Raw genomic sequence first — 12,682 nt, forward strand, 5'->3', positions numbered from 1 at the left:
AAACGTTGACGTTTGTATTGTGTTCAGTTTTCAAAGAACTTTTATTGTATAATCGCTCAGAAGCGACTTTCTTAATATACCATGCTGACAACTTGAAGTCAACACTTTTTTAAAAGTTTTTTTCGAAAGTCATGATCGTCAGCGACGACGTTTATTAATATATCATCATCTAAAACACGTGTCAATAATCTATTTAAAATATTAAAAGAGGACCATATTCAGCATATAATCCTCCCAATTTTATTAGGTTTACCCCTTATTACTATTTACCTTCTTTGAACGAATATACTTGCTGCATTCAGTTGGATCAGCAATTCTTTTAAATAAACGAAATAAAATTTGATATCGTTCTTCCATTGCTCTTTTTACAATATGGTCGATCCTTGCATCTCCCACATCAAAGAGTATTTCGTCCATTTCTCTTTTTAGAAGGTATTCTAATTCTTTTATTTCCTTCTGATCAACTAGTAATCCAATCATTGTTTCACCCCATGTTTGTTGTAATTCTAATTATTACCAGATTTAAATATTTTATGAACGGAATTTCCAAAGAGTTTTACACATACAAATTGCATGACAAGCATATTATTTTTACAGAAGATGCTTTGGACAAGGAGGATAAAAATGAATTTTTTCTACATCCTGAGTAGCAAAAGGATTAAACAAACATTGATTATTCTTTTCGCTTCCTTATTTACAGCTAGTATTTTTTACATAGAAAAAGGCAATATTGCTCCTGTTTTTTCAACCGAAAATGGTCCTCGGGTGATTTATACGGGAGAAAAGAGCGAAAAGGCGGTTGCACTGACCTTTAACATTAGTTGGGGAGATACAAAGGCTCTTCCGATTATCGACACCCTAAAAAATGAAGGTGTCAAAAATGCAACATTCTTCCTTTCTGCTTCATGGGCTGAGCGTCACCCACAAATTGTTGAACGGATTGTGAAGGATGGACATCAAATTGGCATTAAGGGGTATGATTATAAAAACTATACGGAATTAGAGGATGCACAAATCAAAAAAGATATTTTCAAGGCACAGGATGCATTTAAGAAAATGGGAGTCAAAACTGTTTCATTCGCACGCACACCTGATGCTAATTTTGATTCAAGAGTTGTGAAAATATTGGACTCTCTTGGCTATACCCTTATCCATTGGAGCATTGATTCAAACGATTGGAATAATCCTGGAGTAGCTAAAATTACAAGTAATGTATTAGATAAGGTAAAAGGGGGAGATATCATTTTGTTCCACGCATCGGATTCTGCCAAGCAGACCGCTGAAGCTCTTCCTGAGGTATTAAAAGGAATCAAAGGAAAAGGCCTTTCGTTTGTGACGGTAAGCGACATGCTTAATAATGCGGATGTAAAAAGTGAAGTTGTCGATTAACGTTTGGGGTAAAAAATAAAAAGCTGATCCATCGGGTCAGCTTTTTTGTTTTGTTATTTTGGGCAGGATTAATAATTGGTAGGCGTTACAAATTAAAAGCGGATAAATCATTAAATACAGCCAGCTTGTATCATTTACACGGATGGCTGGCATCCATTCAATTACTGACACTACAAACATGAAGAAAACAGCTGGAATAAACGCCTTACTATTTGTTTGTTTGCTTTTAAAGTATGCAATGATTAATGAAAATACTAAAATCAATATGGGTATCCATACATATGGCGCAATGCTTTCGCCTTCTGTTGCAAACACCTTAATACGAAAATAGATTAAATCAAATAATACAAAAGCAATTAACACTATTTGCGCAGGACCCCATGCACTCTTGAACAACCCAAGTCCAAATCGGTGAACAGTCAGGTAGGCAAAGAAGCCCATTTGGCTAATAATACTAAAAATAAATCCAACACCGATTAGCCAAAATACTACAAGAAGTATTTCGATGATTTCTGCTGCTAAAAATAATTCTTTATATTCACTCCATTTAACGGCAAATCCAAAAAAGATTGTGCTTATCGCACCAACTAGTAAGGTAGAAAGAAAAAACCTTACCCAATTTCGACTTTTCACGACAAAATCCCCCACTCTATATATTCAAATATGATTGTACCAAAACGGAGGGGATGAATGCCAGTTTCTCACCATGCAATACGTGAATATTTTTTAACAAAAAAAGCATATTAACAAATAAGGATCCCTTATGAAAGGAGCTTTAGAAATGAAAAGAAGGATGTCGCTCCTCCTCATTTTTAGTTTTCTATTGGTTATAGTGGGGTGTGCCCCAGCAAATGTTGAACAAAATCGAATGGATTATGAAGAAACCAAAAAGATGGTTGTCGATATATTGAAAACCGATGATGGTAAAAAGGCGATTGAGGAACTAATGCGTGATGAAAAAATTAAGCAGCACCTCGTCATGGACCAAGCCGTTGTAAAAGACGCCATCCAAGAAACACTTACCTCTGACAATGGAGTTGAGTTTTGGAAAAAGACATTCGAAGATACGAAATTTGTTGAAGAATACGCAAAAAGTATGAAAATGGAGCACGAAAAGCTCATTAAAGACTTAATGAAGGATCCCGATTATCAAAAAATGGTGATGGATATCTTAAAAAATCCTGAGATGGAACAACAATTTACAGATGTTGTTAAAAGTCAGGAATTTAGAAAGCATCTTCAAACGGTTATTAGCGAAACACTTGAGAGCCCGTTATATAAAGCGAAGATTGAAGATATTCTTATCAAAGCTGCAGAAGACATGGAAAAAGAAGAAAAGGCAAAAAAGGATGAAGGTCAGGGTAGCGGTAATACCTAATTTGCCAATAGATAGAAGACCCTCTCGATATTCGAGAGGGTCTTTAGATTAAATTGCGTCAATTACTCTTTTTGCAATGTCATTATAGATTTTTCCTGTTGGATGGTCTTCGTCATAAACAGATGGTGCAAAATCATCATCATTCCAATCAGGTTGTCCCAGTGGAATTTTACCTAGTAAAGAAGTTTGAAGCTCTTCCGCAAGCTTTTCTCCACCGCCCTTACCGAATACATATTCCTTTTCACCTGTAACCTTGCTTTCAAAATAAGACATATTCTCGATAACGCCTAGAATTTCGTGCTCTGTTCGAAGCGCCATTGCACCCGCTCTTGCTGCAACAAATGCGGCTGTTGGATGTGGTGTTGTGACAATAATTTCTTTGCAATGTGGTAGCATCGTATGAACATCTAACGCCACATCACCTGTACCTGGCGGCAAGTCGAGAACGAGATAATCAAGATCTCCCCACTCAACCTCATTAAAGAAATTGTTCAACATTTTTCCTAACATTGGACCGCGCCAGATTACCGGTGAATTGTCTTCAACAAAGAAGCCCATTGAAATCACTTTTACCCCTTTTCTTTCTACAGGGATAATTTTTTCACCACGAACAACAGGGCGATTTGTAATTCCCATCATGTCTGGAACACTGAATCCATAAATATCAGCATCAATGATTCCGACCTTTTTCCCTAGTCTTGCTAATGATATAGCTAAGTTGACGGAGACGGTTGATTTACCAACCCCTCCCTTACCGCTTGCTACTGCTATAAAGGTCGTTTGATTTACTGGAGATAATAAAGGTGCTGATTCCTCAGTTGTTTCCGTCTTAAATTTCGCTAGTTCTTCCGGCGAAAGGTCAGCAAACCGCAGACCTACAGACTCTGCTCCCGCTTGTTTTAGTGCATTTACAATTGCCGTTTGGAGCTGAAGCTGTTCGCCTGTACCAGTTTTAGAAAGGGCGATTTTTACACTGACATGTTTCTTTTCTTCTTTTATTTTAATCTCTTGGATTGCATTCGTTTCCTCGAATGTTCTATGTAAGAATGGATCTTGCAATGAATGTAATACTTCTCTCACCTGTTGCTCAGTTAACATATAAACACCACCTAGATATTGTATTCGGTTTCACTCCTTTCTCATTATACCATACCTGTCCCAATTTACAGTGTGAGGAGTGTCATAGCTTCTTAAAAAACACATGAAAATACCCACCTTTTATTCGGGTGGGTTTGATTCGTTAGAGAAATATCGGTTGATTCCTGTATAGATGGAGGCTGCGACCTTATCTTGGTATTTATCTTGAACTAATAGAGCTTTTTCCTCTGGGTTTGAGAGGAACCCCACTTCTACAAGTGCGCCTGGTTTCTTTGCACTTTTCAATAAATAAATGCCATTAATCGCTTTTGCTTGTCGTGTTGTATTTCCGAGATTGTTGCGAAGCTCATCTTGAATAAATTTGGCTACTTCTTCATTTTCCTTGAAGGTACTAAAGTAAAATGTTTGTGCCCCTCTCCATCTTGGTGAAGGAATGGCATTTAAATGTATGCTTATAAATAAATCCGCTTCTGATTCATTAATGGTTTGAACACGTTTTTTCAAATCCTCTGTTTTTCGTCGACTGAGCCCTTTTGTTCCGTCCTGCGCTAAATCTGTATCTTCTTCCCGTAGCATTTGGACAAAGGCACCCTGCTGCTGTAAATAATCGCGAAGTTTATGGGAAATTTCAAGGGCGATGTCCTTTTCCTGCACCTCGCCACTTTCGGCACCACCATCTGGCCCACCATGGCCCGGATCGATAATAATGAACTTCCCTGATAGAGGTAAACTCCATGGGTCCCATACATCTTTATCCATGAATCGATATTGTATAAATATAAATAAAACAACAGCACCTAAAAGGATGCCAGCGATTTTTAGTTTCTTATTCATCATTTCCCTCCTGCATGTCCCTACATTAACTATATGGGACAAGGAGAGTATATATGATTAAAAATTCTAATGCAATTTTAGCCGGTGTCTTTTTTCCCCTTTCTGGAATCCTTCCGTCCACCAATAGGTTACATAGTGCTCACATGAGTAGTATAGGGACTCATTCACAAAACCCTGATCTCCAATATGCCCCCAATAACATATGAATTCATATAACGCATCAATGAGGTTCTTTTCAAATCTGTAACATCGCATTCTCACTTCTTCAACAGACTCCCCGTAGTAACCGAATTTGCTATACTTAGCCCCTAAAAGGTATGACTCTATCGCGACATCAATGCAACCTTCTTCAATTGCACTTCCAAGAATGGAATCCATTCTAAAGAAGCTGCTAAAGGTATCCACGACGCTTTTCTTAAGTTCTTCTAATGAAAGCTCACGCAGCATTTTTCGTTCATACTTGATTTGCTTCTCTTTCCGTTTTTCCTTGAAGGTTGTAATTACATTCATAAAATAAGAACCCCCCTTTGACAAATAGTTTCTAACTGGATCATCGTAAACATGCGCTCAACACAAACTACCTTAATTGCCAAATAAAACTATGCATACATTTATAGTTTCGTCTGGGAATTTACTGGGTCTAAGCAGTTTTTGTAGGGTATGGAGGACCCTACACGGATGGAGCTTTGCCGCGAAGCTCTTCATCATCGAGCGTATGAAATGAATTCCATCTCTTTTTTCGCACAACATTTCTCCTTCATCAATTTATGAAAAAACCCTCAATCCTTTGATTGAGGGCCTACATCTTTATATATCCGAAATCTTTAGACTTTCTTCTGCTGGTAATGGACTATCCTTTTGTTTTCCAATTAGCCTTGCAACCTGCCAACCAATGACCATATGAACGACACCCATAATTCCAAATAATAAGTAATCTCCGATTGGTTCTGGAAGCAAGAGATCAACGATTAACCACATTCCTGCCGACGAAGCACCAATAAATGCACCGAGCAATGATTTTTGGATACGACTCATTTTCCACCCACCTCTTCAAATTTGTTACCATTCTTACATCCATCTTATGTCGATGATTTGCTCGAAATAACTTGAATTTTGACAGAAGGTTGTCCGACACGTCTTTTACTCTTCCATGATGTCATTTAACTCCTTTTTAACTCTTCTCATCCAAAAGTTGTAGATAAAGTTCAAGCTTTTTGACGACGAAGGATTTCCCAGTAGCCAGTATGCTTAAGTCATAAAGTATATAAGGAGAGATTAAATGATGAAGAATAAAGTTGTCATGATTACTGGAGCATCTAAAGGATTAGGAAGAGCATTGACATTAGCTTTTGCAAAAAAAGGCGCGATGCTGGCAATCTGTGCAAGGAATGAAGATAACCTATTAAAGGTAAAGCATGAAGCGGAAAGCTTTGGCGCAACAGTTTTAGCCGTTACTGCTGATGTTTCTAAATCTAGAGATGTTGAAAGGTTTGTTGCTCTAACTGAGGAAGCATATGGCAAAATTGATGTTCTAATAAATAATGCCTCCATGTTGGGTCCTAGCCCAATGCCGTTATTACTCGATTACCCCGAAGAGGACTTTATGGAGGTACTTAAGGTAAATGCCCTATCACCATTTTTAGTAACAAGAAGAGTTGTTGTCGGAATGCTTCAACGCAACCAAGGTTCAATTATCAATGTTACTTCAGAAGCTGGTCACACCGGGTTTGCAGGCTGGGGTGCATACGGGGTATCAAAGTTTGCAGTTGAAGGCCTCACCGAAACATGGGCAGATGAATTAAGCGAGACCGGCGTTCGAGTCAATATGGTTGATCCTGGCGAAATGGATACAGAGATGCATCAATTGGCTGTTCCTGACTGTGATTACCCTTTAGCCAAACCAGAAGATGTCGTCGATACTTTTTTACAGCTTGCTTCTGAACAGACTAAAGGAATCAATGGGAAACGGTTTTCAGCCCAATCCCATGAGGAGGTATAACGATGGTAGCAAAAGCCTTAGATTTTTATCTTCCAGATCAATTAAATGCATCTCATCCTCCTGAAAAGCGTGGAATTAGGCGAGATTACGTCCGTATGATGGTGCTTGAACGTGGTTCCGGCAACATCCGGCACGACCGCTTCTTTCATTTACCACACTATCTTCAGGCAGGTGATCTAGTTATTTTAAATAATAGCCGCACCATTCCCGCTGTTTTACATGCCGAATGGCAAAGAAACAATATTCAACTTGCAACCATGGCCGAAATCCGACTAGCCAGACGACTTAATGAAGATAGTTGGGAGGCACTCATTGTTGAAAAATACGCAAATATTGGTGATCAATTCATTTTTTCATCGGATTTATCGGCGACAGTAATCAATGAAAAAAAGAATTCACCATTAAAAATATTGAAGTTTACGAAAAAGGGCTCAGACCTATTCAACATGATCTATGCACTTGGGGAGCCAGTTCGATACGAATATATTGATCAACCATGGGGGTTAGATTATTACCAAACGGTTTTTGCCAGCCACCCAGGTTCAGTAGAAATGCCCTCTGCAGGAAGGGCGTTTAGCTGGGAGCTTCTGTTTACCTTAATGCGGTGCGGAATACAAATTGAGTTTATTCAACTCCATACAGGTCTTAGTTACTTACTTGATGATAAGTGGCATCAGAAACCTGAAGAAAACGTAGAAGAATATCACATTCCCGAAAAAACGATGCAACGGATTATGCAAACAAAAGCTGCTGGAAAAAGAGTTATTGCGGTCGGAACAACCGTTGTTCGAGCTCTTGAAAGTGCCGGCGCGTTTGGAAACCTTTCAGGCTTAACAAATTTATACATTCACCACCAGTTTCCTTTGAAAATAACCGATGGGATTATTACTGGATTTCACGAGCCAAAAGCGAGCCATCTTGATATGTTATCTGCGTTTATTTCTGAACAGCATCTTCTTAGTGCTTACGACCAAGCAATTGACGCCCGTTATTTATGGCATGAATTCGGGGACATGAATCTTATCATCTGATTTAGGGGGGATGGCAGCAGTGAAACTTCATCATTACGGTCTTGAAGTAAGAAATTTTGAGGATGCTATCGACTTTTATAAAAATCATTTAGGTTTTCAGGAAGAAACACGTTTTAGTTTCATGGAAGAAGAAATCGTATTTTTGATCCTCGGTGATTTTAGATTAGAGCTCACAGCTAGTACTGCGATAAATGCTCATATCTGCTTTGAAGTATCAGATTTAGATAAGTTAATGGCCATGCTTTTGGGGCTTCGAAAAGTCGAAGGCCCCTATGACCTCGATAACGGGTGGCGGACCGTCTTTTATGAAGGTCCTACTAAAGAAACGCTTGAGTTTTTGCAAACGAATTGAGTCCATCTAAAATTTCAGAAGTCTGAAAATTAGAAATAGGCTATAATGGAATCAGAAAATACCGTGGAGGGAAATTCATGTCCGTTGAGGCTAGATATGAGGAAATTGGCATTTTAAAGGAAATAGCTGAACTTTTAAATGAAGGAACAGATACAAAGAACGTATTGGGGGCTGTCTTGAAAAAGCTTCTTCAGGTAACAGGGCTCCATACAGGATGGATATTCTTAATCGATGAGCACGGTATGCACCATCTTATAGCTGACGAAGCACTCCCCCCTGCATTAGCAAGTGACCAAAAGCGACGAATGTGTCAGGGCAAATGCTGGTGTGTAAATAAGTACATCAATTTACAACTCAATAAAGCAACCAATATTATTGAGTGTAAAAGAATTGAAGATGCTATTAATGAGAAAGCCGGTGATACATGTGGTTTGACACATCACGCAACTGTCCCGCTCCGTGCTGGACAGGAACGATTTGGGATTCTAAATGTGGGGGCACCACATAAAACTCATTTTGAAAAAAATGAACTTGCCTTGCTCGAGGCTGTGGCCTATCAAATCGGAACCGCATTGAAGCGAATCAAATTGACTCAACGCGAGCAACAGACGGCACTTGTTGCTGAACGAAATCGTTTGGCCCGGGACCTTCATGACTCGGTTAATCAACTTTTATTCTCCCTTAGTCTTACTGCTAGAGCTGGAGTAGAGATGACAGAAAGTGATGACGTCAAACAAACATTCACCTATATACAAGATATGGCCCAAGAGGCTCTTGGTGAAATGAGAGCCTTAATCTGGCAACTGCGGCCTGTGGGTCTTGAAAACGGACTCGTAAGCGCCTTACGAAGCTTTGCCGAAATGCTTGGTCTATCAATCGAAACAACTGTGACAGGTGCAGCAATGGTTCCTGGCAAAGTAGAGGAAGCCCTTTGGCGTATCGGGCAAGAGGCATTAGCAAATTGCAAAAAGCATTCCCAAACCACAGACGTCGTTTTACATTTGCAAACTTCAAAAGATGAAGTGAAAATGACGATAAAGGATATGGGATGTGGCTTTCACTATGAAGAGAACCTTGAAATACCGTCATTGGGATTACGGAACATGAAAAAACGGACAGAAGGCTTAAACGGGACATTTTCTTTACAGAGTAAACCGGGAAGTGGAACAGAAATAGAGATCCACATTCCGTTTTAGGGGGATTATGTAGTGAGTATAAAAATAGTAGTCGTGGATGACCATCATGTTGTTAGACGTGGCCTTGTCATATTTCTCAGAACACAAAAGGGTCTAGAAATTATCGGAGAAGCAGCTAATGGAATTGAAGCAATTGAATTGGCCACATCCTTAAAACCCGATCTTATCTTAATGGACTTGGTGATGCCAGAAATGGACGGGATTGAAGCAACCAAAATAATCAAAAAAGAACGACCTGAAATTAAAATTATGATGCTTACCAGCTTTTCCGATCAAGATCATGTCATCCCCGCTCTGGAAGGAGGTGCATCAGGCTACCAATTAAAAGACATTGAACCTGATGACCTTGTCACATCCATCAAAAAAATGATGGGCGGTGAAAATCAGCTCCATCCAAAAGCTACTTCACACTTACTGGCCAACTTATCCAGTTCTCGAAACCAAGATAAAAACCTAATAGAAGAACTAACGAATCGTGAGTTAGATGTGTTAAAGGAAATTGCCAAAGGAAAAAGCAACAAAGAAATCGCAAGCTCCTTATTCATCACTGAAAAAACAGTTAAAACGCATGTATCCAATCTCCTGGGAAAGCTTGGGGTAACTGACCGAACACAAGCAGCTCTTTATGCCGTGAAAAATAAATTAGTAGACTAAAAACGGATGTAGGAAGGAATCTACATCCGTTTTTAATATTAGTAGATTTTGAAAAAATGCAAAAGTTGCAAAAAAAGATTCATAACCAATTGGTCATGAGTCTCCGACTATTGTCATATTTTCTTTAAACGCGAGGTACTCTTTAGTTCCTGGATGGTTGAGGCCCCAATTCCGAACATTGACATCCGTAATTCCATTTCCCGGATTTTCATCAACTCAATGACATGGTCCGCACTTTGGGTCGCTTCCTTAAGGATAGATCGTCCGAATCCTACTAGATTTGCCCCCAACGCAATCGCCTTGGCACCGTCCAATCCAGTCATGATTCCACCGCTGGCAATTAGCGGACGGTCTTCAATCTCTTCACGAACCATTCTGATTGACTCTGCCGTTGGAATGCCCCAATCGCTAAACGCTTCAGCAGCAACCCGCTTGATCGGATCATTGGCACGGAATTTTTCCACTTGACTCCATGAAGTCCCTCCCGCGCCAGCGACATCAATAAATGAAATGCCTACATCGATTAGTTTTCTAGCCGTCTGTCCATCGATTCCCCAGCCGACTTCCTTGACTCCTACAGGAACTCCCAACGTGTTACAAACCTGTTCAATCTTTTTTAATAAGCCTTTAAAATTCGTATCTCCATTTTCCTGAATCACTTCCTGGATACTGTTCAAATGAAGAACGAGCATATCAGCCTCGGTCAATTCAATAATTTTCCTGCATTCCTCAACACCATATCCGTAATTAAACTGGACAGCACCCAAATTTGCGATGATTGGGACATTCGGTGCATACTTCCTCATTAGGAAAGATGAGGCATGTCCTTCACTGTCGAGCAACGCACGGGTCGATCCAAGCGCAAGCGCCCAACCTCTTTCTTCAGCAGCTAAAGCTAAATTTCGGTTAATGGTCTCAGCGAGGTCTGTCCCACCCGTCATGGAACTTATGAGAAACGGTGTTTTGCTAGTAAAGCCGAGGAATGGAGCTTCTATAGAGATTTCATCAAAATCAATTTCAGGGAGCGCATTGTGAATAAAAACAAACGACTCTAATCCCGTTGTAATGGACTCCCCCGTAACCTTTTCATTTAATGAAATCTTAATATGTTGAGATTTTCTTTGCTCGATTGAGTTGGTCATCACCAACACCTGCCCTTATCATTAAAATTCTAAAGACGGCAGATCCTGCATCTTCAACCCCTGTCTACACAAGAATTAATTCGTTTGCACTTCTTCCACCGTTTGTTCCACTTCTGCACGTGTAATCTTTTTGCGCCCCTCTTTCAATGCTTTTAATGTTTTATGGGCAAGTTCAAGCGGCAGACGGCAGAATAGTACGATGCTTCTCTTAGTAAGAAACTTCATATATTCATCTGCCTTTGTTAGATTTTCTTCTGCATACTTGAATAGCTCCTCCCGACTCCATCCATCAGGTACAAAGCTAACACCACGTTCATCCAAATCCTCTTTTTCATTGCGCAATATGTTTACAGCCTGAAGACCACGTCCATATCCAATCGCAAGTTCACGATCTGTTTTTTCTTCGCCATAAAGCTCCCAAAGTTCTGAAAGCATGACTCCTACAAGTCCAGCAACGTAATATGTATAATCATCCAGATCTTCTCGTGTACGGATATCCCAATTAGCTTTTGCCCATTTTGCCATACCTAATGCCATTTCATTAGCAGCATTCATAAGGATAGGAAGGGCTTCCTTTGGACAAGCTTGCAGCCATTCTTCTAAACGAAGTGACACTTCGGGTAGTTGTTCTTTGGTCGATCCTAGTATTTTTAAATATGCTTCGTTATCAAATGGACGTTTAAATAAATCGCTAACTTGCATTAAGATTGTATATTTTACACCATTGTCTAGTTCTTCATGATCTTCAATTTCATCAATTGCACGAAATACCAAATAAGCAGATGCAACCGAGTACTTTAACTCCTTCTGCAAAAAAGTAATCGGAATATAAAATGTACGACTCGTCTCTTTAAGCATTCTCATTGCATCTTTTGGAAACCCACTCATCTTCCTTACCTCCTAAATCCAAATCATCCATACTCACCATGGTAACTCAATCAGACCCTCTAAAACAAACAAAAAAATCAGTTAAATAACCTTATGTATCTCATTAATTAAAAAATTTATTATCGTTTAATCTTAGTATGCGAATTGGACTTCTCCTCTAACATCCATTATACATAACATTCTATAAAATAAGTGAATGAAAGAACTTCCAAATGATACCTTGGTTTAGACACTGTTCTACTAAGAGTCGTGTGGCCTGTCAAAAAGACACTTGTATTTAGACTGGAGCTACTGAGTTTTGATTGATTCCTGTCAGAATGACGAACAGATTTGGACACTGTTCTACTAAAAGTCAACCTACCTGTCAAAATGACAATTGAATTTGGANNGTTCTACTAAAAGTCGTCCGGCCTGTCAAATTGACATTTGTATTTGGACTGGAGCTACCGGGTTTTGTTGGTCCCTGTCCAAATGACGACCTGGTTTGGACTCACTTCTACTAAAAGCCGTGCATGTTGTCAAAATGACACTTGTATTTGGACTAGAACGCTGGGTTTTGAGATTAATTCCTGTCAGAATGACGACTTGATTTGGACTCTGTTCTAATAAAAGTCAACCTAGCTGTCAAAATGACACTTACATTTGGACTATTCCCTACCAAAAGTCGATCGTATTTACAATTGTTCAACATTCTTTTAAGACATAAAAAGACCCCCAAGCA

15 protein-coding genes are annotated in these 12,682 nt (G+C 39.4%); 7 read left to right on the forward strand and 8 right to left on the reverse strand.

Annotated features, from left to right (window positions below):
• Window positions 1-249: 249 nt before the first annotated feature.
• A complete protein-coding gene (locus tag V7138_RS21925; protein WP_335401616.1) occupies window positions 250-480 on the reverse strand; it encodes a hypothetical protein in 231 nt (76 codons plus the stop codon).
• A gap of 144 nt (window positions 481-624) precedes the next feature.
• Here V7138_RS21925 and pdaB point away from each other — a divergent pair, with 144 nt between their 5' ends.
• Window positions 625-1,389 (forward strand): polysaccharide deacetylase family sporulation protein PdaB, encoded by a 765-nt coding sequence (pdaB, locus tag V7138_RS21930; RefSeq protein WP_335401619.1) that lies wholly within the window; start codon window positions 625-627, stop codon window positions 1,387-1,389.
• Between the two features lie 36 nt (window positions 1,390-1,425).
• Here the strand turns inward: pdaB and V7138_RS21935 are convergent, their stop codons facing one another.
• On the reverse strand, window positions 1,426-2,022 hold the full coding sequence (locus tag V7138_RS21935) for a KinB-signaling pathway activation protein (protein WP_335401621.1): 597 nt from the start codon (window positions 2,020-2,022) through the stop codon (window positions 1,426-1,428).
• Window positions 2,023-2,170: 148 nt separating this feature from the next.
• Between V7138_RS21935 and gerD the strand changes: the two genes are divergently transcribed.
• Complete coding sequence (gene gerD, locus V7138_RS21940) at window positions 2,171-2,767, forward strand: spore germination lipoprotein GerD (RefSeq protein WP_335401623.1); 597 nt, start codon at window positions 2,171-2,173, stop codon at window positions 2,765-2,767.
• 48 nt (window positions 2,768-2,815) lie between these two features.
• On the opposite strand, the gene V7138_RS21945 is transcribed toward gerD, so the two are convergent.
• From V7138_RS21945 to V7138_RS21960, 4 genes are all read right to left on the reverse strand, one after another.
• A complete protein-coding gene (locus tag V7138_RS21945; RefSeq protein ID WP_335401625.1) occupies window positions 2,816-3,865 on the reverse strand; it encodes an Mrp/NBP35 family ATP-binding protein in 1,050 nt (349 codons plus the stop codon).
• Between the two features lie 120 nt (window positions 3,866-3,985).
• The gene (gene cwlD / locus V7138_RS21950; protein ID WP_335401627.1) at window positions 3,986-4,699 is read right to left on the reverse strand and encodes an N-acetylmuramoyl-L-alanine amidase CwlD; all 714 of its coding nucleotides are present in this window, start codon (window positions 4,697-4,699) and stop codon (window positions 3,986-3,988) included.
• 66 nt (window positions 4,700-4,765) lie between these two features.
• Window positions 4,766-5,209 carry a YbaK family protein gene (locus tag V7138_RS21955; RefSeq protein WP_335401629.1) on the reverse strand — a complete coding sequence of 148 codons (444 nt, stop codon included), beginning with the start codon at window positions 5,207-5,209 and terminating at the stop codon, window positions 4,766-4,768.
• A 297-nt stretch (window positions 5,210-5,506) separates the two neighbouring features.
• The gene (locus V7138_RS21960) at window positions 5,507-5,734 is read right to left on the reverse strand and encodes a hypothetical protein (RefSeq protein WP_335401631.1); all 228 of its coding nucleotides are present in this window, start codon (window positions 5,732-5,734) and stop codon (window positions 5,507-5,509) included.
• A gap of 244 nt (window positions 5,735-5,978) precedes the next feature.
• Between V7138_RS21960 and V7138_RS21965 the strand changes: the two genes are divergently transcribed.
• The 5 genes from V7138_RS21965 (at window position 5,979) to V7138_RS21985 (ending at window position 9,931) form a co-directional block, all read left to right on the forward strand.
• Window positions 5,979-6,698 (forward strand): SDR family NAD(P)-dependent oxidoreductase, encoded by a 720-nt coding sequence (locus V7138_RS21965; protein ID WP_335401633.1) that lies wholly within the window; start codon window positions 5,979-5,981, stop codon window positions 6,696-6,698.
• A 2-nt stretch (window positions 6,699-6,700) separates the two neighbouring features.
• A complete protein-coding gene (locus V7138_RS21970) occupies window positions 6,701-7,729 on the forward strand; it encodes an S-adenosylmethionine:tRNA ribosyltransferase-isomerase (RefSeq protein ID WP_335401636.1) in 1,029 nt (342 codons plus the stop codon).
• A gap of 10 nt (window positions 7,730-7,739) precedes the next feature.
• Window positions 7,740-8,081 carry a VOC family protein gene (locus tag V7138_RS21975; RefSeq protein WP_335401638.1) on the forward strand — a complete coding sequence of 114 codons (342 nt, stop codon included), beginning with the start codon at window positions 7,740-7,742 and terminating at the stop codon, window positions 8,079-8,081.
• Window positions 8,082-8,158: 77 nt separating this feature from the next.
• Window positions 8,159-9,277 carry a GAF domain-containing sensor histidine kinase gene (locus tag V7138_RS21980; RefSeq protein ID WP_335401640.1) on the forward strand — a complete coding sequence of 373 codons (1,119 nt, stop codon included), beginning with the start codon at window positions 8,159-8,161 and terminating at the stop codon, window positions 9,275-9,277.
• Between the two features lie 12 nt (window positions 9,278-9,289).
• Complete coding sequence (locus V7138_RS21985) at window positions 9,290-9,931, forward strand: response regulator transcription factor (protein WP_335401642.1); 642 nt, start codon at window positions 9,290-9,292, stop codon at window positions 9,929-9,931.
• A gap of 113 nt (window positions 9,932-10,044) precedes the next feature.
• Here V7138_RS21985 and fni read toward each other — a convergent pair whose 3' ends face one another.
• Together fni and V7138_RS21995 are read right to left on the reverse strand one after the other, a co-directional pair.
• Window positions 10,045-11,073, reverse strand: coding sequence for a type 2 isopentenyl-diphosphate Delta-isomerase (gene fni / locus V7138_RS21990; RefSeq protein WP_335401644.1), 1,029 nt, complete (start codon window positions 11,071-11,073; stop codon window positions 10,045-10,047).
• A gap of 75 nt (window positions 11,074-11,148) precedes the next feature.
• Window positions 11,149-11,961, reverse strand: a complete 813-nt coding sequence (locus V7138_RS21995) for a squalene/phytoene synthase family protein (RefSeq protein WP_335401645.1) — start codon at window positions 11,959-11,961, stop codon at window positions 11,149-11,151.
• Window positions 11,962-12,682: the final 721 nt, after the last annotated feature.

This window comes from Bacillus sp. JJ1533 (assembly GCF_036965045.1).
In the GTDB taxonomy this organism is placed as follows: Bacteria; Bacillota; Bacilli; order Bacillales; family Bacillaceae_L; genus Ferdinandcohnia.

What these genes read in the sequence shown, in the direction of transcription:
- V7138_RS21925 (WP_335401616.1), bottom strand. Translation starts at nt 480, where the DNA reads ATGATTGGATTACTAGTTGATCAGAAGGAAATAAAAGAATTAGAATAC.
- V7138_RS21955 (WP_335401629.1), bottom strand. Translation starts at nt 5,209, where the DNA reads ATGAATGTAATTACAACCTTCAAGGAAAAACGGAAAGAGAAGCAAATC.
- V7138_RS21970 (WP_335401636.1), top strand. Translation starts at nt 6,701, where the DNA reads ATGGTAGCAAAAGCCTTAGATTTTTATCTTCCAGATCAATTAAATGCA.
- pdaB (WP_335401619.1), top strand. Translation starts at nt 625, where the DNA reads ATGAATTTTTTCTACATCCTGAGTAGCAAAAGGATTAAACAAACATTG.
- V7138_RS21975 (WP_335401638.1), top strand. Translation starts at nt 7,740, where the DNA reads ATGGCAGCAGTGAAACTTCATCATTACGGTCTTGAAGTAAGAAATTTT.
- V7138_RS21995 (WP_335401645.1), bottom strand. Translation starts at nt 11,961, where the DNA reads ATGAGTGGGTTTCCAAAAGATGCAATGAGAATGCTTAAAGAGACGAGT.
- fni (WP_335401644.1), bottom strand. Translation starts at nt 11,073, where the DNA reads ATGACCAACTCAATCGAGCAAAGAAAATCTCAACATATTAAGATTTCA.
- cwlD (WP_335401627.1), bottom strand. Translation starts at nt 4,699, where the DNA reads ATGAATAAGAAACTAAAAATCGCTGGCATCCTTTTAGGTGCTGTTGTT.
- V7138_RS21960 (WP_335401631.1), bottom strand. Translation starts at nt 5,734, where the DNA reads ATGAGTCGTATCCAAAAATCATTGCTCGGTGCATTTATTGGTGCTTCG.
- V7138_RS21965 (WP_335401633.1), top strand. Translation starts at nt 5,979, where the DNA reads ATGATGAAGAATAAAGTTGTCATGATTACTGGAGCATCTAAAGGATTA.
- V7138_RS21980 (WP_335401640.1), top strand. Translation starts at nt 8,159, where the DNA reads ATGTCCGTTGAGGCTAGATATGAGGAAATTGGCATTTTAAAGGAAATA.
- V7138_RS21945 (WP_335401625.1), bottom strand. Translation starts at nt 3,865, where the DNA reads ATGTTAACTGAGCAACAGGTGAGAGAAGTATTACATTCATTGCAAGAT.
- gerD (WP_335401623.1), top strand. Translation starts at nt 2,171, where the DNA reads ATGAAAAGAAGGATGTCGCTCCTCCTCATTTTTAGTTTTCTATTGGTT.